Below are 18,624 nucleotides of genomic sequence, written 5' to 3'. Positions count from 1 at the left end.
CACTCATGCCGCGTCCTGCCAGGGCCGCGACAATCGCATGGCCGCGTTGATCAGGCCGACGTGCGAATAGGTCTGCGGGAAATTGCCCCAGGCCTCGCCGCCGCCGAACTCCAGGTCCTCCGACAACAGTCCCAGCGGGTTCCGTCGCGCCAGGATGCGTTCGAACAGTGTCCGCGCTTCTTCGTGGCGGCCAATGGAGGCAAGCGCGTCGATGTACCAGAACGTGCAGATGGTGAAGCTGGTCTCCGGCGAACCGAAGTCGTCAGGCGCGACGTAGCGGAACAGCGCGTCACCGCGGCGCAGCCCCTTGCCGATCGCCTCCACGGTGCGCACGAAGCGCGGATCGTCGGCCTTGACGAAACCCAGGTCGGCCAGCAGCAGGAGCGACGCGTCCAGGCGGTTGCCGTCGAGGGCCTCGACGAAATGCCCCAGCTCGCTGTTGTAGGCGTGCTCGGTGATGCGCGCGTGCATTTCGTCGGCGCGCTGGCGCCAGTACTTCACCTGCGGCGCCAGATTCAGGTGCACCGCGATCTTCGCCAGGCGGTCGCAGGCGGCCCAGCACATCACGCTGGAGTAGGTGTGGACCTCGGCGCGGCCGCGGAATTCCCACAGGCCGGCGTCCGGCTGGTCGTGCAGCGAGTACGCCAGCTCGCCGAGCGGTTCAATGCGCGCGAAGATGGCCGCATCGCCCATGCGCGTCAGGCGCTGGTCGAAGAACAGCTGCGTCGCCGCCAGCACCACGCTGCCGTAGACATCGTGCTGCGCCTGCAGCCACGCCAGGTTGCCGCGGCGAACGGGGCCCATGCCGCGATAGCCGGCCAGCGATTCGACTTCCGACTCGGCCAGCTCGCGTTCGAAACCGATGCCGTACAGCGGTTGCAGCGCGCCGTCGGTGGCGGCGACATTGGCGACGTAGCGCAGGTAGTCCTCCATGCTGCGCGTGGCGCCCAGGCGATTGAGCGCGCGCACCACGAAGGCCGAGTCGCGCAGCCAGCAATAGCGGTAGTCCCAGTTGCGCACGGTGTTGGCCGCCTCGGGGATCGAGGTGGTCATCGCCGCCACGATCGCGCCGGTTTCCTCGTACTGGCACAACTTCAGCGTGATCGCGCTGCGGATCACCGCGTCCTGCCACTCCAGCGGGATCGACAGATAGCGCACCCAGTCGCGCCAGTAGGCGATGGTCTTCTCTTCGGACTGGCGCACGAACGTCGCCACCGGCTGGGTCAATGTCTCGTCGGGACCCAGCACCAGGTGCAGGTCGCGGTCGAGCACGAACGGCAGCGAGTCGCGGATCAGGCGCACCGGCACATCGCTGGTCAGGCGCAGGGTGAAGCCGGGAATGAGGTAGCGGATGTGATTGCTGCCCCAGGTGGTCTCGGGCTGGCTGGCGCCGTAGTCGGCGAGCGGGCGCAGGCGGATGCGCACGCGCGGCAGGCCCGACATCGGCCGCACGCGCCGCAGCAGCATCACGGGGCGATAGAAGCGCTCGTTCTGGTGCCAGCGCGGGGCGAAGTCGATGATCTCGATCGCGCCGCCCTTGCTGTCGCGCAGGACCGTGCGGATCACCGCGGTATTGAGCAGGTATTCCTGTTCGCTGGAGACGCAGTCCTCCAGCTCGATGACGTAGTCGCCGCCTTCGTGCCGGCGCGGCGACAGCAGTGCGCAGAAGGTCGGATCGCCGTCGAATGCCGGCACGCAGCCCCAGACGATGCGGGCGCGCGCGTCGATGAGAGCGGCGATGCTGCCGTTGCCAATCAGGCCCAGGTCGAGGCTGGACTGCAGGTTTGCGGGCGAAGTCATCCGTACTCCAAGGCGGGGAAGGGGAGGCGGCGGGCGCCCGGCGCGGTCATGCGCGCGAGGCGATGCACGCGATCGAATCCTCGAGCCAACCGCGCACCGACGACGGGTCGTGCAGTCCATAGCGCGCCGCGCTGGGCTGGCGCGCGCCAACCAGCACGCCAAAACCGCCGTGGCAGCCGACCGCGGTGAATCCGTGCTCGTCGGTGAGGTCGTCGCCGACGAACACCGGGCGGCGTCCGTGAAATGGCGGCAACGCCAGCAGGTCGAGCACCGCAGCGCCCTTGTGCGCGCCATCGGGACGCAGCTCGATGACGCGGTTGCCGGGCTGCAGGTGGTAGCCGGGAAGGTCGATCAGGGCCGAGGTGGCGAACTCGTGCAGCGGCTCCTCGGCGGCCGGCGCGCCGCGCCAGTGCAGCGCCAGGCCAACGCCCTTGTCCTCGACGCGTGCGCCGGGGTACTTGGCGGCCAGGGCCCGCGCCGACGCCAGGACCGCATCGAGCGCCGGTGCGCGCGCGTGCTGGTGCAGGTGGCCGTCGTCGCGGCGCTCCAGCCCGTGCAGCCCGACGGCAGGCAGGTGCAGGGGTGCGAACAACTCGTCGAGCTGGGCCAGGCGGCGACCGCTTACCAGCGCCAGCGCGCCGTCGAGGCGGCCGTGCAGGATCGCCAGTGTGTCGATCAGGCTTGCCTCGACCGCGACGTCGCCGGGGGCATCGGCGAAATCGAGCAGGGTGCCGTCGACATCGAGAAACAAGGCCCAGTCGGGCGCGACCGCCGGCGGCAGCGGCAGGTGGGGGCGCTGCGAAGTCATACACGCCATTGTGAACAAGAGCATGTAAGCATCAGGTGGACGCGCCTGCCGCGCGCTTGAATCGCGCCTGATCGGCCCGCATCTGATGGCCATTGCGGCCGCGCAGATCGATGCGGCCGCCCAGAATCGAGAGGGAAACCCATCCATGCGAATGGACAAACTGACATCGCGTTTCCAGCAGGCGCTGGCGGACGCGCAATCGCTGGCGGTCGGCCGCGACCACAGTGTGATCGAACCGGTGCATCTGCTGACCGCCCTGCTGGAACAAAGCGGCGGCAGCACGCGACCGCTGCTGGCGCAGGCCGGCGTCAATGTTCCACTGCTGCGCGAACGCCTCGGCGAAGCGCTGGAGAAGCTGCCAAAGGTCAGCGGCCAGGCCGGCAACATAAGCGTCGGCAATGACCTGGCGCGGCTGCTCAATGTCACCGACAAGCTGGCCCAGCAGCGCGGCGATGCCTTCATCGCCAGCGAACTGTTCCTGCTCGCCGCACTCGACGACAGTGGCGAGACCGGTCGCGCCCTGAAGGCGGCCGGCGCCAGCAAGCAGAAGCTTGAAGCGGCGATCGAAAAACTGCGTGGAGGCGAAACCGTGCAATCCGAGAACGCCGAGGACCAGCGCCAGGCGCTGGAGAAGTACACCATCGACCTGACCGCACGCGCCGAGAGCGGCAAGCTCGATCCGGTCATTGGCCGCGATGAAGAGATTCGTCGCACCGTGCAGGTGCTGCAGCGCCGGACCAAGAACAACCCGGTGCTGATCGGCGAGCCCGGCGTGGGCAAGACCGCGATTGTCGAGGGCCTGGCCCAGCGCATCATCAACGGCGAGGTGCCCGAAGGCCTGCGCGGCAAGCGCGTGCTGAGCCTGGACATGGGCGCGCTGATCGCCGGCGCCAAGTTCCGCGGCGAGTTCGAGGAGCGGCTCAAGGCCGTGCTCAACGACCTGTCCAAGAACGAAGGCCAGATCATCCTGTTTATCGATGAGCTGCACACGATGGTCGGCGCCGGCAAGGCCGAAGGCGCGATGGATGCGGGCAACATGCTCAAGCCGGCGCTCGCGCGCGGCGAGTTGCACTGCATCGGTGCGACCACGCTCAACGAGTACCGCCAGTTCATCGAAAAGGATGCCGCGCTGGAGCGCCGCTTCCAGAAGGTGTTCGTCGGCGAGCCCACGGTGGAGGACACCATCGCCATCCTGCGCGGCCTCAAGGAACGCTACGCGGTGCATCACGGCGTGGAGATCACGGATCCGGCGATCGTCGCCGCGGCGACGCTGTCGCATCGCTACATCAGCGACCGGCAGCTGCCCGACAAGGCCATCGACCTGATGGACGAGGCCGCCTCGCGGATCCGCATGGAGATCGACTCCAAGCCCGAGGAACTCGACCGCAAGGAGCGTCGCCTGATCCAGCTCAAGATCCAGCGCGAGGCGCTGAAGAAGGAGAAGGACGCCGAGTCGAAGAAGCGCCTGGCCGACCTCGAAGAGGAAATCGCCAGGCTCGAACGCGAGTTCAACGACCTGGAAGAGGTGTGGAAGGCCGAGAAGGCCATGCTGCAGGGCGCCACGCGCATCAAGGAGCAGATCGAGCAGGCCAAGCTCGACCTGGAAGCCGCGCAGCGCCGCCAGGATTTCACCGCGATGAGCGAGATCCAGTACGGCCGCCTGCCTGAGCTGGAGAAGCAGCTCAAGGCCGCGCAGGAAGCCGAGACCAAGGGCTTCACCCTGCTGCAGGACAAGGTCACCGCTGAAGAAATCGCCCAGGTGGTCTCGCGCTGGACCGGAATCCCGGTGGCGAAGATGCTCGAAGGCGAGCGCGAGAAGCTGCTGCGCATGGAAGAGCACCTGCACACGCGCGTGGTCGGCCAGGACGAGGCCATCAAGGTCGTGTCCGATGCGGTGCGCCGCTCGCGCGCCGGGCTGTCGGATCCCAATCGTCCCAGCGGCTCGTTCCTGTTCCTGGGCCCCACTGGCGTGGGCAAGACCGAGCTGTGCAAGGCGCTGGCCGAGTTCCTGTTCGATTCAAGCGATGCAATGGTGCGCATCGACATGAGCGAGTTCATGGAGAAGCATTCGGTGAGCCGCCTGGTCGGCGCGCCCCCGGGCTATGTCGGTTATGAAGAGGGTGGTTACCTCACCGAGGCGGTGCGTCGCCGCCCCTACAGCGTGATCCTGCTCGACGAAGTCGAGAAGGCGCACCCGGATGTGTTCAACATCCTGCTGCAGGTGCTCGACGACGGCCGCCTCACCGACGGCCAGGGCCGCACGGTCGATTTCCGCAACACCGTGATCGTGATGACCAGCAACCTGGGCTCGCACCAGATCCAGGAGCTTGCCGGCGACGGCTCGGCCGAGGCCTACACGCAGATGAAGGCGGCGGTGATGGGCGTGGTGCAGGCGCATTTCCGCCCGGAGTTCATCAACCGCCTCGACGACATCGTGGTGTTCCATCCGCTGGACAAGGCGCAGATCCGCCAGATCGCGCGCTTCCAGATCGGCGGGCTGGACAAGCGCATGGGCGAGCGCGGGCTGGGCCTGGAACTCACCGACAGCGCGCTGAACCTGCTCGGCAATGTCGGTTTCGATCCGGTCTATGGCGCGCGGCCGCTCAAGCGCGCGATCCAGCAGCAACTGGAAAACCCGCTGGCGCAGAAGATCCTCGCCGGCGAGTTCGTCAGCGGCGATACCGTGAAGGTGGATGCCGCGGGTGGACAGCTGACCTTCGCGAAGGCCTGAAGATCGAACCCCTCTCCCGCATGCGGGAGAGGGGATGCGGCGAGCCCCGCCCCAGCAATACCTGCCAGAAGAACCCGCTCTGGAAGGCGATCAGCAGGCATACCAGCGTCGCCGTCTCGCCATTGAGGGTGAAATCGCCAATCAGCAACACCGTCACGATCGCAAGCGGGCCGACCAGTAGCGCCCGCTTGCAGGCGGCGACGCGAAGGCGGTCGCGCAACGGCACCGGCCCCCTGGAATCGAACGCCTGGCGCGTGGCGATGCCGAGCACGACGAACACCACCGACAGCATCAGGATCCAGCCACGCCCGTGCCAGGGCAGTCCGTCGTCGGTGCCATAAGCAACGGAGCGGTCCCGGGCGTACGCGTCGGGTATCGGCGAGAACGCCTGCACGACGGTGGACGGCGCTGCGACGCGCGCTGGTCCCATGTCGGTCGCGCCCAGGTAGACCCAGCCGCTGATTCCGCCGTCGAACTGGATGCGAAGCCAGTCGCGTGTGCCGATGCCGAACTGTCCGACCTTGCGCGTCTGGCAAACCCGGACCTCGGCGCCGCGTGGCAGCGACGCGACGTCGTCGGCCATGCGCCAACCGGAGCGGGTGGAGAGCGTGGGCACGCCGGTGTGGACCGTGGTCTCGACGCCGGTGTGTGCGACCAGGCTGCATTGCGCACTGGCCAGTGGTGGCAGGCAGGCGAGCGCGAGGAAGAGCAGTGCCGCCCCGAGCCTCGCGCAGATCCTGTTCATGCCGTTCCCATCCGTCACCGCGTGCCACGGCATCCGTTGTTATGGGCTACGAAGAACGCCGAACGCGGCGGCCACGCCCATGCCGCGCATGGGTGAACGCCCCCACAGGGCGGTCTCAGGCCGGTGCAGCGGGAGGCAAGTGGCGCTCGCCGCGGTATTGCGGCGTTGCCATCACCATCTCGGCCAGGCTGTGGGCCAGTTCGCGCTCGGCCATCACCGCCGCATCGGCACCGTGCTGGAGCAGATGCTTGACCTCGGCATCGCTGTGGGCGCGCGCGACGATCGTCAGGGCGGGATTGATCTCGCGCAGCTTGGCGATGATCTCGCCGGCCTCCAGCGCATTGGGAATGGCCATCATCACCATGGTCGCGCGCTCCGGCGCGGCCTCGCGCAGCACGCGCTCGTTGGCGGCATTGCCGCGGATCGCCGGCAGGCCGGCGGCGCGCGCCTTCGCGACCAGATCGTCTTCGTCGTCGATGACGACGATCTCCACGCCGCGATCGGTCAGCAGCCGGCCCAGTTCGCTGCCGACGCGGCCGTAGCCGATCTGGATGACGTGGTTGCTCAGGCCCGGGCGGATCGGCGGCGAAATGTGCTCTTCCGGTTCCGGCGCGCGGTTGGCGGCCTCGCGCGCCTCGCGCCGGTCGAGCCAGGCGAACAGCAGCGGATTGACGATGATCGACAGCAGCGCGCCAGCCAGCACCAGGTCCTGGCCGGCCTTGGGCAGGATGTCCAGCTGCAGGCCGAGGCCGGCGAGGATGAAGGAGAACTCGCCGATCTGCGCCAGGCTGGCCGAGATCAGCAGCGCGGTGGAATTGGCTTTGCCGAAGGCGCGGACGATGGCGTAGGCGGCCAGCGACTTGCCGAAGACGATGATCAGGAACGTCGCGATCACTTCCAGCGGTCGCTGGACCAGGATCATCGGATCGAACAGCATGCCGACCGAGACGAAGAACAGCACCGCGAATGCGTCGCGCAGCGGCAGTGTCTCGGTCGCGGCCTGGTGGCTGAACTCCGATTCGTTGAGCAGCATCCCGGCGAAGAACGCGCCCAGGGCGAACGAGACGCCGAACAGTGCCGCCGAGCCGAACGCCACGCCCAGTGCGATCGCCAGGACGCAGAGGGTGAACAGTTCGCGCGAACCGGTGCCGGCGACGCGTTCGAGAATCCACGGGATCACCCGCCGCCCGACGATCAGCATCAACGCGACGAAGGCGCCAACCTTGGCGAACGTCTTGAACAGCGCCGTCCACACCTGCACCGCGTCGCCGGCCTCGCCCTTGAGCACGCCGGCCAATGCCGGCAGCAGCACCAGCGCCAGCACCATCGCCAGGTCCTCGACGATGAGCCAGCCGACCGCGATGCGCCCGCGCCCGGTTTCCACCAGTCGCCGTTCTTCCAGCGCACGCAGCAGCACCACGGTGCTGGCCACCGACAACGACAGGCCGAAGACGATGCCGGCGCCGTGCGACCAGCCCAGGAACAGCGCCAGCCCCCAGCCCAGTGCCGTCGCCAGGGCGATCTGGGCGATCGCGCCGGGCAGGGCGATCGCCTTGACCGCCATCAGGTCGCGCATCGAGAAGTGCAGGCCAACGCCGAACATCAGCAGGATCACGCCGATCTCGGCCAGCTGCGGTGCCAGCGTCTGGTCGCCGACGAATCCGGGTGTAAAGGGGCCGGCGATCACGCCAGCCAACAGATAGCCCACCAGTGGCGACAGCCGCAGGCGTTGCGCCAGCGAGCCAAAGATGAACGCCAGCACGAAGCCGGCCACGAGGATTGCGATCAGGGACGTATGGTGCATCGAGTATCCGTTTGCGGTCTGCCATTCAGGATGTGGGCCGGAGGCGGGTGATGCAACCCGGGCCTGATGCGGGCGCGGCCGTTCGCCAGATTGCGCCAAAGCGTGTCAAACGCGGGTCAGCGAGCGCGCAAAGCCCGTTGGAGGTGGCCTTGCGCCACCGGGAGCATCACGCGAAGCCGGGTTGGGGCCCCCGAACCGCTAGACTAGACAGGTTTTCTGACATCCCTCTGGTCCCCCCGTGATTTCCTTCCGTAATTTCGCCCTCCGCCGGGGCGAGCGCCTGCTGTTGTCCAACGTCGACCTCGCCCTGCATGCCGGTTGGCGCGTGGGCGTGATTGGCCGCAATGGCACCGGCAAGTCGTCGTTGTTCGCCGCCATCCAGGGCGAGGTCGAAGCCGATCGCGGCGATCTCGACATCCCCACCCGCGTGCGCATCGCCAGCGTCGCCCAGGAAACGCCGGCCCTCGACGATCCCGCGCTCGACTTCGTGCTGTCCGGCGATGCCGCCGTGCACGCGGCAATCATCGCCGAACGCGAAGCGGTCGAACGCGAGGACTGGGAAGCCGTCGCCGAGGCGCATCACCGCCTGGAGGAACTCAACGGTTACGACGCCACCGCGCGCGCCGGCAAGCTGCTGCACGGCCTGGGTTTCTCGCCCGACACCCACGAGCGCGCCGTCAAGGAGTTCTCCGGCGGCTGGCGCGTGCGCCTGAACCTGGCGCGTGCGCTGATGACGCCATCGGACCTGTTGCTGCTCGACGAACCGACCAACCACCTCGACCTCGACGCGGTGCTGTGGCTGGAGCAGTGGCTGCTCAAGTACCCCGGCACGCTGCTGCTGATCTCGCACGATCGCGAGTTCCTCGACGAGATCACCACCCACACGCTGCATCTGCACGACGGCAAGGGCAAGCTCTACACCGGCGACTACACCGCCTTCGAGCGCCAGCGCGCCGAGCACTTGCGCCTGCAGCAGATCACCCACGAGAAGGTGCAGGCCGAGCGCGCGCACCTGCAGAGCTTCATCGACCGCTTCAGCGCCAGCGCGGCCAAGGCCAAGCAGGCGCAGTCGCGGGTCAAGCGCCTGGCCAAGATGGCCGACACCGAGGCGGTGCGCGTGGAGCGCGCGCTGCGGATCGAGTTCCCGGCGCCGGCGAAACTGCCGCATGCGCTGCTGCGCGTGACCCATGCCGACTGCGGCTACGGCGACCCGGCTTCCAATCCGCATGTCGTGCTGCACCAGATCGGTTTCATCCTCGAGGCCGGCGATCGCGTCGCGCTGCTCGGCCCCAACGGCGCCGGAAAGTCGACGCTGGTGAAGACGCTGGTCGGCGAGTTGCCGCTGATCAACGGTGAACGCGGCGGCCATCCCGACCTGCGCATCGGCTACTTCGCCCAGCACACGGTGGAGTCGCTGCGCGAAGGCACCACCGCGATCGACCATCTGGCCGACATCGCGCCGGGCGTCGCCACGCAACAGCTGCGCGACTTCCTGGGCAAGTGGAATTTCCCGGGTGATCGCGCGTTCGAGAACGTCGACGTGTTCTCCGGCGGCGAACGCGCGCGCCTGGCGCTGGCGCTGATCGCCTGGCGCAAACCCAACGTGCTGCTGCTCGACGAACCGACCAACCACCTTGACCTCGACATGCGCGAGGCGCTGGCCGAAGCGCTGAGCATCTTCGAGGGCGCGATCGTGCTGGTCAGCCATGACCGCCATCTCATCGGCCTGGTCTGCGACACGTTCTGGCGCGTCGCCGACGGCGTGGCCCAGCCGTTCGACGGCGACCTCGACGCCTACGCCTCGTGGCTGCGCACCCGCGACAGCAGCGGAGACGGCAAGGTGCCGGCCAAGGTCGCGGCAGCGGCGCCCGTGCCCGTGGCCAAGCCGGCGGCCAAGGCGGTCAAGGTCAATGCGCACAAGCTCGCGCAGGCCGAATCGCGCGTTGCCGAACTGGAATCGAAACTGCACACGCTCGACATGGACCTGGCCGACCCGGACCAGTACGCCGGTGGCGGCACCGATGCAGTCGAGTTGGCCAAGCGACGCGAGCAGATCGCCGCGCAGCTGGCGGAGGCGGAAGAGGCGTTGCTGGGCTTGTACGAGGGCTGAGGGAAGGGATGTCCGCTTGCGGATCGCGGCCGCGCCCGAGATGATCCGCGCGTGGCCGGTCACAAGGAGAGCGGATGAGTCACGAGCTTGTCTACCTGCTGCTGATCTGCGCCCTGCTGATCGTGCCGCGGGCGCTGCAGCGCTATCGCGTGCCGGCGCCGCTGACCTGCTTTGCGTTCGGCATCGGCCTGATGCTGGCGTGGCCGGAGGCGAGCGGGCATAACGACGCGATCCACCTGCTGGCAGCGCTCGGCATCTCCACGCTGTTCCTGTATGCCGGCCTGGAAGTCGACCTGACCCAGCTGCGCCGCGGCGTGGGGCAGTTGTTGACCTACCTCGCGCTGCGCTGCCTCACGCTGGCGCTGGTGGCCTGGCTCGCCTGGCTTTTCCTGGGCCTGCAATGGCAGCCGGCGATGCTGCTGGCGCTGGCGCTGCTGACCTCGTCCACCGGTTTCATCGTCGACTCGCTGGACCGCTTCGAGATGCGCGAAGAGGACCGCTTCTGGGTCACCAACAAGGCCATCGCCGGCGAATTGCTGGCGCTGGCGCTGATGTTCTTCGTGCTCAAGGCGTCCAACCCGATCGAGCTGGGGGCGTCCTCGATGACTTTGCTGGCGCTGGTCGCGCTGACTCCGGTGATCTATGTCGCGCTGGGCCGCTGGATCGTCCCGCACGCGCCCGGTTCGGAGTTCTCGCTGCTGGTGATGGTCGGCTTCGTCGCCGCCTATGTCACCGACAAGATCGGCGTGGAATACCTGCTGGGCGCCTTCATCGCCGGCCTGCTCGCGCGGCTGCTGCGGCCGCGTGTGCCGGCGTTGGCGTCGGACGACATCATGCACGCGGTCAAGTTGTTCTCGTCGTTCTTCGTGCCGTTCTATTTCTTCGCCAACGGCGCGCGCGTGCCGACCGGGGCGTTGACGTGGGAGGCATTGCTGGTGGGCCTGGGGCTCACCGCCATGGTGTTGCCGGGGCGGTTCGGCGTGATCTGGATCCAGCGGCGATGGTTGTTCCGCGACAGCCCCGGCAGCAGCCTGCGGGTGTCGATGGCGCTGATGCCGACGCTGATCTTCACCCTGGTGCTGGCAACGATCCTGCACGACCGGTTTGCGATTCCCGATGCGCTGTTCGGCGGGCTGCTGCTGTATGCCTTCCTCAACACGCTGCTGCCGTCGCTGGTCCTGCGTACCCCGTTCGACGTCGCGCCGCTGCCCACGCCGGTCGCGACGGTTGCGCCGGCGGGCCCGGCCGGGCCGCCAGCGCCTGGCGGCGAGGCCGTCCAGGCCGCCTCGCGACCATCGGATGCTTGAAAAGCCGGCCATTGCCTCCAGAATGCCGGCCTGCCTTTCGCGATTCGCCCCTCCATGCCGATCTATGCCTTCGAGTGCGCCGCCTGCGGCCACGCCTTTGACCGCCTGCAGAAGCTGTCTGAGGCCGACCCCACGCAGTGCCCGGTCTGTGGGGAGCCCCACGTGCGCCGCCAGTTGACCGCGCCGCAGTTCCGCCTGGCCGGCGGCGGCTGGTACGAGACCGACTTCAAGAAGGACGGCGACAAGAAGCGCAACCTCGCCGGCGAAGGCTCGTCCTCCGGTGGCGGCGACAGCAAGCCGTCGGAGAACAAGTCGGAGAGCAAGCCGGCAGAGAAGAAAGCCGACCCGGCACCGCCGTCCAAGACCTGACGGCGCGCATCCGGGAGCGGGCGTGCAGCTGGGTCAGACCCCGATGCGCATGAATACCGCTCCGCAGCCCTGGTCCACCCAGATCGCGCCATCGCGCCAGCCCCAGTTGCGGTCTTCGACGCAGCGGGTGCCGGTGATCTCACGCGACAGCCGCACCGGGCCGCGGAACGGCGTACGGCATTCGCGATAACCGCGGTTGGGGCTGTGGCACAGCACGGCGTTCGGTGACGCCGGGAAGTCCAGGCTGGCCGGGTCGGGTGGCTGCGTGGTGGTCGAATCGGGAGCAAGCAGGGTCAGGCCAACCTGCATTTGCCCACTGCTGCTGCTGGCCATCATCGGCGCGACGAACGCGCCGCCTGCGCCGCGTGCCGGCGAAAGAATGGGCGTCGCCAGCAGGGTCAGGCTCAACAGCCAAACCGCTTGCTTGGGCACTGTCGCCATGACGCTCTTGCTCCTGGATGGGCCGGGTCTGACTTGGACGGGACCATTGGCCGGCTGCGCCGAATGCGGGTCCTGCCACGACATCGGCCGTCGCACGGGAAACTTGAGGACGAATTTCGCATGGCTGTTTCGGCGGCGGGGGCTGGCACGGAACGGCCGCGCCAGCGCCCCTTCTATATGCCCGCGGGCGTGGAGGCAGCGTCAGTAACCAAAGCGCCCGCTGCAGCCCTGGCTGACCCAGATCGCGCTGCCGGTGAAGCCCCAGGTCCGACCCTGTACGCACGGTTGGCTGGACAGCTGCTGGATCAGGCGCGGCGCGCCGGTTCCGCTCGGCCACTGGCAGCCCTTGGGGCGGGCATCGACGCTGGTGCACACCACCGACGGCGTGCCTGGCGCCGGCGCGACCGGCTGCACGGTGCCCAGGGCGACAAACTCCGCCCGGCAGTTGCGACCGACGTAGACCTGGCCGTTCTGCGATTGCCAGGTCTGGCCTTCGATGCACGGCTGGCTGCCCGAGGACTGCCGCATCAAACGCGACCGGCCCTGCCAGGGCACGCGGCAGATGCTCGCCTGGTTGTTGAAACTCTCGCAAGTCACGCTCTGGCCAACCGGACCGCCGGGCAATGTCGTCGGCCCTGCCGAGGCGAATTCGGCCCGGCAGTTGTTGCTCACGTAGACCTGGCCGCGCTGGGACTGCCAGCTGCGGCCTTCGACGCAGGGCACGCTGGACAGCTGCCGCAGCAGTCGCGAGTCGCCATTCCACGGCACCCTGCAGACCTGCGCCCGGCCGTTGAAGCTCTCGCAGCGGACCGGGGTCGAGGGCGACGTCGGCGAACCGCCCAGGGACACGGCGATATCGGCCTTGATCTGGCTGAAGCGCCAGTTCGAGCGGTTGACCTGGTCGAGGTAGAACTGCAACTGGTCGTCCGGGATCCGGCGCCCGTAGGACTGATCCTCGTATTCGCGGCTGATGACCCGCATTTGGTCCTCGTAGGACAGGCTGCGCAGGTCTTCCGGCGCATAGGCGCGCTGCTGCGCGGCGGCCGGAAGGGCGAGCAGCGCCAGGCACAACGCCAGAAACCAGGGTTTGATCGGGCGGTTCATGGGACCCCCGGGGTCGAAATGGCCGCCTCGGCCACGTTGGCTGAGATCCGCGGGCAAGTAACCCGCCGGTGCCGTTAAAATGACGTGTTCTCCGGCCTGCCCTTGGCCGGACGTTGTTTTACCCCGGAGCCCCCATGCGTACCCATTATTGCGGCCTCATCGATGAGGCCCTGATCGGACAGACCGTCACTTTGTGCGGCTGGGCCGACGTTGCCCGTAACCTCGGCGGCCTGTGCTTCATCGACCTGCGCGACCACGAAGGCATCGTCCAGATCGTGGCCGAGCCGACCCAGGACAAGGCGCTGGGCGCGGGTGAGGTCAACGCTGCCGTGATCGCCGCCGCGGCACAGGTGGGCTACGAGGACTGCCTGCGCATCACCGGCGTCGTGCGCAAGCGCGAGGCGGTCAACGCCAAGATCCGCACCGGCCAGGTCGAAGTGGTCGCGACGAAGATCGAGCTGCTCAACAAGGCCGAGCCGTTGCCGTTCCACGCCCACGAGAATCCGGGTGAGGACATCCGCCTGCAGTACCGCTACCTCGACCTGCGCACGCCGGAAATGCAGCGCAAGATGCGCACCCGCATCAAGCTGGTGCAGGCGCTGCGCCGTTACCTCGACGAGCGCGGCTTCCAGGACATCGAAACGCCAATCCTGACCAAGGCCACGCCGGAAGGCGCGCGCGACTTCCTGGTGCCGGCGCGCATGCACCACGGCGAGTTCTACGCGTTGCCGCAGTCGCCGCAGCTGTTCAAGCAGATCCTGATGATGGCCGGCTTCGATCGCTATTATCAGATCGCGCGCTGCTTCCGCGACGAAGCGCTGCGCGCCGACCGCCAGCTCGAATTCACCCAGCTCGACATGGAGTTCGCGTGGGTGTCCGAGCGCGACGTGCAGGACCTGACCGAGGAGATGATCCGTTCGGTGTTCCGTGAAGTGATGGGCGTTGAACTGGCCGCGCAATTCCCGCGCATGACCTACGCCGAAGCCATGCGCCGCTACGGTTCGGACAAGCCGGACCTGCGCATCGCGATGGAGTTCACCGACATCGCCGAGCTGGTGAAGAACTGCGAGTTCAAGGTCTTCACCGACTGGGCCAATCACGAGGACGGCCGCGTGGTCGCGCTGCGCGTTCCGGGCGCCGCGACGCTCAGCCGCAAGCAGATCGACGACTACGGCGCGCACGCGGCCAAGTTCGGCGCCAAGGGTCTGGCGTGGATGAAGGTCGAGGACGCCGGCAAGGGTCGCGAAGGCGTCAATTCACCGATCGCCAAGTTCCTCGATGACGCCACGCTGGCCGCGATCCTGTCGGCCACCGGCGCGCAGAGCGGCGACGCGATCTTCTTCGGCGCGGCAACGTACAAGTCCGCCAGCGACTTCATGGGCGCGCTGCGCCTGAAGCTGGGCAAGGACCTGAGCATGGTCGCCGACAGCTGGGCGCCGCTGTGGGTCACCGACTTCCCGATGTTCGAGTGGGACGAGGAAGAGAACCGCTACGTCGCCCTGCATCACCCCTTCACCGCGCCGGCGGTCGATTCGATTTCCGACCTGCGCGCCAACGCCAGGACGGCAGTGAGCCGCGGTTACGACATGGTGCTCAACGGCAACGAGATCGGCGGCGGTTCGATCCGCATCCACAACTCGGCGATGCAGTCGGCGGTGTTCGAGCTGCTCGGCATCGGCGCGGAAGAGGCCCAGGGCAAGTTCGGCTTCCTGCTCGACGCCCTCAAGTACGGCGCGCCGCCGCACGGTGGCATCGCCTTCGGCATCGACCGCATCGCCGCACTCATGGCCGGCACCGAGTCGATCCGCGACGTCATCGCGTTCCCGAAGACCACCACCGCGCAGTGCCTGATGACCGGCGCGCCGTCGGTGGTGCCGGATGCGCAGCTGGCGGAAGTGCACATTCAAGTTCGCCCGAAGAAGGAAGGGAAGTAAGCGCATGACGGAAGTTGCTCTGGACCTGGAGTGGGAAGCATTGGGTGAAACCGGTTCGGCCGCGGGTGCCGGCCTGGTGACCGAGCGCGCGCAGGTGTTCGGTGGTTGGCTGGTGCGCACGCGTACTGCCGGCGGACAGCTGACGATGACCTTCGTCGCCGATGGCCAGTTCCGCTGGGACGGCGAGGACTTCGGCGACGAGGACTACGAGGAAGAAGAAGACGCCGAGGAAGGCGAGGACGCCGAGGAAGGCGACGAAGAAGACGAGGACGCCGACGAGGAAGAAGAGGCGGACGAGGAAGTCTGATCGTGGCGACGATTCGACGAGCCACCGTGGCCGACGCGGAAACCGTGTCGGCCCTGGCCGCGCAGACCTTCACCGAGACCTTCGGGCATCAATACCCGGAGGCCGACCTGGCATTCTTCCTGCGCGACAGCTATGCCGTCGACAAGCAGAAGATGATCCTCGGCCACCCGGACTACGCGGTGTGGCTGCTGGAAGTGGAGGGCAAGGCCGTCGGCCATGCCGCGGCCGGCCCCTGTGGCCTGCCGCATGCCGATGTCGCCGACGGCGATGGCGAGCTCAAGCGGCTGTATGTGCTGCGCGAGCATCAGAACGGCGGCTGGGGTGCGCGGTTGTTCGAGACGGCGCAGGAATGGCTGCTGCGCGATGGCCCCAGGACGCTGTGGATTGGCGTCTGGAGCGAGAATCTTGGCGCCCAGCGGTTCTATGCGCGGTACGGGTTCGGGCGGGTCGGCGATTACGACTTCGTGGTCGGCGGTACCCGTGACCATGAGTTCATCCTGCGCCGGTCGGCGTAGCGGCAGTTGCATTGCCCCCGATCGCCACCATCAATCCCCCATGCCCACCACCCGCGTAGTCCTCCTCCACGGGCTCTGGATGCCCCGCCTGTCGATGCACTGGTTGGCCCAGCGCCTGCGCGAGGCGGGATTCGCCCCGGAGTTCTTCGGCTACGCCACGGTCGCCGGTGGCCCGGACGCGGCGATCCCGCGCCTGGCCGACCACCTGGACAAAGCCCCGGCGCATGTCGTGGCCCACAGCCTCGGTGGCCTGGTCACGCTGACCGCCCTCCAGCGCCACCCTGCGGTCCCGGTCGAACGCGTGGTCTGCCTGGGTTCGCCCCTGTGCGGCAGCGCCGCGGCCAGTGGCCTGGCCGGCTACGCCTGGACCGCGCCGACGCTGGGACGCAGCGCCCAGATGCTGCGAAAAGGCTGCGCCCCCTGGTCGGGCAGCGCCGAAGTGGGGGTGGTCGCCGGCCGCACCTCGCTGGGGCTGGGCAAGTACTTCGGCCATTTCGCCGAGGAAAACGACGGCACCGTGGCGGTCGCCGAGACCCGGCTGCCGGGCCTGGCCGACCACACGGTGGTCAGCACCAGCCACACCGGACTGGTCTACTCCCGGCAGGTCGCCGGGCTGGTCGCCGGGTTCCTGCGCAGCGGCCGCTTCGGGTCCTGAGCCGGCGTTTCGGGGCCTGAGGCCGGTCGATTCGCGACGGGCGGCACGTTCTGCCCAATCGAGTAAAATCCCGCCTTCGCCAAAGCAACAGCCTGGAACAAGTTCATGGGTAGAGGCCCCTCGATCGAGGCCCGCAAGAACGCGGTAGACGCGCAGCGCGGCAAGATCTTCACCAAGATAATCCGGGAAATCGGCGTCGCGGCACGCGCCGGCGGCGGCGACCCGTCGGGCAATCCGCGCCTGCGCGTGGCCGTGGACAAGGGCCTGTCGGTCAACATGACCAAGGACGTGATCGAACGCGCCATCAAGAAGGCCACCGGCGAACTCGAAGGCGTGGTCTACGAAGAAATCCGCTACGAGGGCTATGCCCCGGGCGGCGTCGCCGTGATCGTCGACTGCCTGACCGACAACAAGGTCCGCACCGTTGCCGACGTGCGCCATGCGTTCGGCAAGTTCGGCGGCAACCTCGGCACCGATGGCTCGGTGGCATTCATGTTCAAGAAGGTCGGCGTGCTGTCCTTCGCCGCCGGCGCCAGCGAAGACAAGGTGACCGAGCTGGCGATCGACGCCGGCGCCGATGACGTCGTCGTCTACGACGACGGCGCGATCGACGTGGTCACCGCGCCCGACGCTTTCGCCACGGTCAAGACTGCCGTGGAAGCCGCCGGCCTGAAGGCCGACATCGCCGAAGTGACGATGCGCGCCGACAACGACATCGCCGTCAGTGGCGAGACCGCGCAGCAGGTGGTCAAGCTGCTGCGCTGGCTGGAAGACATGGACGACGTCCAGAGCGTCTACTCCAATGCCGACCTCGGCGAGGATGCCTACGCCTGACGGCGTAAGCTCGACACGTGATCAGAATCCTCGGGATAGACCCCGGTTCCCAGCGCACCGGTGTCGGCGTCATTGACGTCGCCACCGATGGCCGCTGCACGTTCGTGCATGCGCGCGCGCTGGTCCTGCTCGAAGCCGAGGATTTTCCGTCGCGGCTGGGGCTGCTGTGCGACGGGCTGGAGGCGCTGCTGGACGAATGGCAGCCGCACCAGGTCGCGATCGAGACCGTGTTCATGGCCAAGTCGGCGACCTCGGCGCTCAAGCTCGGCCATGCCCGTGGCGCGGCGCTGGCGACGGTGGTGCGCCGGCGCATTCCGATCAGCGAGTACGCACCGCGCGTGATCAAGCAGTCGCTGGTGGGTCGCGGCGCGGCCGAGAAGGATCAGGTCCAGCACATGGTCCGGCTGCTGTTGAACCTGCCGGAGCAGAAGATGCAGGCCGACGCCGCCGATGCCCTGGCCGTGGCGCTCACCCACGCGCACATGAGCGCGACCGCGGCCCGCACCGGCGTGGCCACCCACCTGTTGCGGAGACGCGGCGCATGATCGGTCGTCTGAAAGGCATCCTCGTCCACAAGCAGCCGCCGTGGCTGGTGGTGGACGTGCACGGCGTCGGCTACGAGCTCGAGGCGCCGATGAGCACCTTCTACGACCTGCCCGACGTCGGGCGTGAGGTCGCGCTGTTCACCCATTACGCGCAGAAGGAAGACAGCGTCTCGCTGTACGGTTTCCTGCACGAGGGCGAGCGTCGCCTGTTCCGCGACGTGCAGAAGGTCTCGGGGATTGGCGCCAAGATCGCCCTGGCAGTGCTCTCTGGCGTGTCGGTCGACGAGTTCGCGCGCCTGGTCCAGGTCGGCGACATCACCGCGCTGACCCGCATCCCGGGCATCGGCAAGAAGACCGCCGAGCGCATGGTGGTCGAACTGCGCGACCGCGCCGCCGACCTTGCAGGCGTCGGCGCGACCCTGTCCGGCAACGGCGCCGCCGCCGACCCCCAGAGCGAAGCGGTCATTGCCCTGCAGCAGCTGGGCTACAAGCCGACCGAGGCCGTGCGCATGGCGCGCGAAGCCACGGCCGCCGGCGACGACGCCGCCACCATCATCCGCAAAGCGCTAAAGTCCGCGCTTCGTTGACGCCACGGCGGCCCTGCCGCCCCGAGCA

At 68.0% G+C, this 18,624-nt stretch carries 17 protein-coding genes; 11 read left to right on the top strand and 6 right to left on the bottom strand.

Going from position 1 to position 18,624, the window contains the following annotated elements; all coding sequences use genetic code 11:
• Positions 1 to 3: 3 nt before the first annotated feature.
• Together AC1DER_RS06830 and otsB are read right to left on the bottom strand one after the other, a co-directional pair.
• A complete protein-coding gene (locus AC1DER_RS06830) occupies positions 4 to 1,800 on the bottom strand; it encodes a glycoside hydrolase family 15 protein (RefSeq protein ID WP_477246103.1) in 1,797 nt (598 codons plus the stop codon).
• Between the two features lie 46 nt (positions 1,801 to 1,846).
• On the bottom strand, positions 1,847 to 2,608 hold the full coding sequence (otsB, locus tag AC1DER_RS06825; protein ID WP_477246101.1) for a trehalose-phosphatase: 762 nt from the start codon (positions 2,606 to 2,608) through the stop codon (positions 1,847 to 1,849).
• 145 nt (positions 2,609 to 2,753) lie between these two features.
• Here otsB and clpB point away from each other — a divergent pair, with 145 nt between their 5' ends.
• Entirely contained in the window at positions 2,754 to 5,339 is a 2,586-nt protein-coding gene (gene clpB / locus AC1DER_RS06820; RefSeq protein ID WP_477246099.1) for an ATP-dependent chaperone ClpB, read from the top strand.
• Here clpB and AC1DER_RS06815 read toward each other — a convergent pair.
• Together AC1DER_RS06815 and ybaL are read right to left on the bottom strand one after the other, a co-directional pair.
• Positions 5,278 to 6,084 carry an SH3 domain-containing protein gene (locus AC1DER_RS06815; protein WP_477246097.1) on the bottom strand — a complete coding sequence of 269 codons (807 nt, stop codon included), beginning with the start codon at positions 6,082 to 6,084 and terminating at the stop codon, positions 5,278 to 5,280. The two genes, clpB and AC1DER_RS06815, sit on opposite strands and share 62 nt — an antisense overlap.
• A gap of 115 nt (positions 6,085 to 6,199) precedes the next feature.
• The gene (gene ybaL, locus AC1DER_RS06810; RefSeq protein WP_477246095.1) at positions 6,200 to 7,888 is read right to left on the bottom strand and encodes a YbaL family putative K(+) efflux transporter; all 1,689 of its coding nucleotides are present in this window, start codon (positions 7,886 to 7,888) and stop codon (positions 6,200 to 6,202) included.
• Between the two features lie 238 nt (positions 7,889 to 8,126).
• Here ybaL and AC1DER_RS06805 point away from each other — a divergent pair, with 238 nt between their 5' ends.
• From AC1DER_RS06805 to AC1DER_RS06795, 3 genes are all read left to right on the top strand, one after another.
• Positions 8,127 to 9,998: an ABC-F family ATP-binding cassette domain-containing protein gene (locus AC1DER_RS06805; protein ID WP_477246093.1), complete on the top strand. Its 1,872-nt coding sequence runs from the start codon at positions 8,127 to 8,129 to the stop codon at positions 9,996 to 9,998.
• 74 nt (positions 9,999 to 10,072) lie between these two features.
• Positions 10,073 to 11,305 (top strand): cation:proton antiporter, encoded by a 1,233-nt coding sequence (locus tag AC1DER_RS06800; RefSeq protein WP_477357782.1) that lies wholly within the window; start codon positions 10,073 to 10,075, stop codon positions 11,303 to 11,305.
• Between the two features lie 54 nt (positions 11,306 to 11,359).
• The gene (locus tag AC1DER_RS06795; protein WP_477247493.1) at positions 11,360 to 11,674 is read left to right on the top strand and encodes an FmdB family zinc ribbon protein; all 315 of its coding nucleotides are present in this window, start codon (positions 11,360 to 11,362) and stop codon (positions 11,672 to 11,674) included.
• Positions 11,675 to 11,707: 33 nt separating this feature from the next.
• Here the strand turns inward: AC1DER_RS06795 and AC1DER_RS06790 are convergent, their stop codons facing one another.
• A complete protein-coding gene (locus AC1DER_RS06790; RefSeq protein ID WP_441816710.1) occupies positions 11,708 to 12,115 on the bottom strand; it encodes a DUF3011 domain-containing protein in 408 nt (135 codons plus the stop codon).
• Between the two features lie 201 nt (positions 12,116 to 12,316).
• Positions 12,317 to 13,219, bottom strand: a complete 903-nt coding sequence (locus AC1DER_RS06785) for a DUF3011 domain-containing protein (protein ID WP_477247490.1) — start codon at positions 13,217 to 13,219, stop codon at positions 12,317 to 12,319.
• A 134-nt stretch (positions 13,220 to 13,353) separates the two neighbouring features.
• Between AC1DER_RS06785 and aspS the strand changes: the two genes are divergently transcribed.
• The 7 genes from aspS to ruvA all read left to right on the top strand — a co-directional run bounded on the left by aspS (position 13,354) and on the right by ruvA (position 18,596).
• Positions 13,354 to 15,153: an aspartate--tRNA ligase gene (aspS, locus tag AC1DER_RS06780; protein WP_477247488.1), complete on the top strand. Its 1,800-nt coding sequence runs from the start codon at positions 13,354 to 13,356 to the stop codon at positions 15,151 to 15,153.
• A gap of 4 nt (positions 15,154 to 15,157) precedes the next feature.
• Positions 15,158 to 15,460, top strand: coding sequence for a DNA primase (locus AC1DER_RS06775; protein WP_477247486.1), 303 nt, complete (start codon positions 15,158 to 15,160; stop codon positions 15,458 to 15,460).
• Between the two features lie 2 nt (positions 15,461 to 15,462).
• Positions 15,463 to 15,975 carry a GNAT family N-acetyltransferase gene (locus AC1DER_RS06770; RefSeq protein WP_477247484.1) on the top strand — a complete coding sequence of 171 codons (513 nt, stop codon included), beginning with the start codon at positions 15,463 to 15,465 and terminating at the stop codon, positions 15,973 to 15,975.
• Positions 15,947 to 16,630, top strand: a complete 684-nt coding sequence (locus AC1DER_RS06765; protein WP_477247482.1) for an esterase/lipase family protein — start codon at positions 15,947 to 15,949, stop codon at positions 16,628 to 16,630. The genes AC1DER_RS06770 and AC1DER_RS06765 overlap by 29 nt, the downstream gene beginning before the upstream one ends.
• Before the next feature lie 105 nt (positions 16,631 to 16,735).
• Positions 16,736 to 17,464, top strand: a complete 729-nt coding sequence (locus tag AC1DER_RS06760; RefSeq protein ID WP_441816704.1) for a YebC/PmpR family DNA-binding transcriptional regulator — start codon at positions 16,736 to 16,738, stop codon at positions 17,462 to 17,464.
• Between the two features lie 17 nt (positions 17,465 to 17,481).
• Entirely contained in the window at positions 17,482 to 18,009 is a 528-nt protein-coding gene (gene ruvC, locus AC1DER_RS06755; RefSeq protein WP_477247480.1) for a crossover junction endodeoxyribonuclease RuvC, read from the top strand.
• Entirely contained in the window at positions 18,006 to 18,596 is a 591-nt protein-coding gene (gene ruvA / locus AC1DER_RS06750; RefSeq protein WP_441816702.1) for a Holliday junction branch migration protein RuvA, read from the top strand. The genes ruvC and ruvA overlap by 4 nt, the downstream gene beginning before the upstream one ends.
• Positions 18,597 to 18,624 lie beyond the last annotated feature (28 nt).

Source organism: Lysobacter sp. 05T417 (assembly GCF_056396405.1).
Note: the sequence above shows the minus strand (reverse complement) of the source record. Positions and strands in the feature narration are given on the sequence as shown.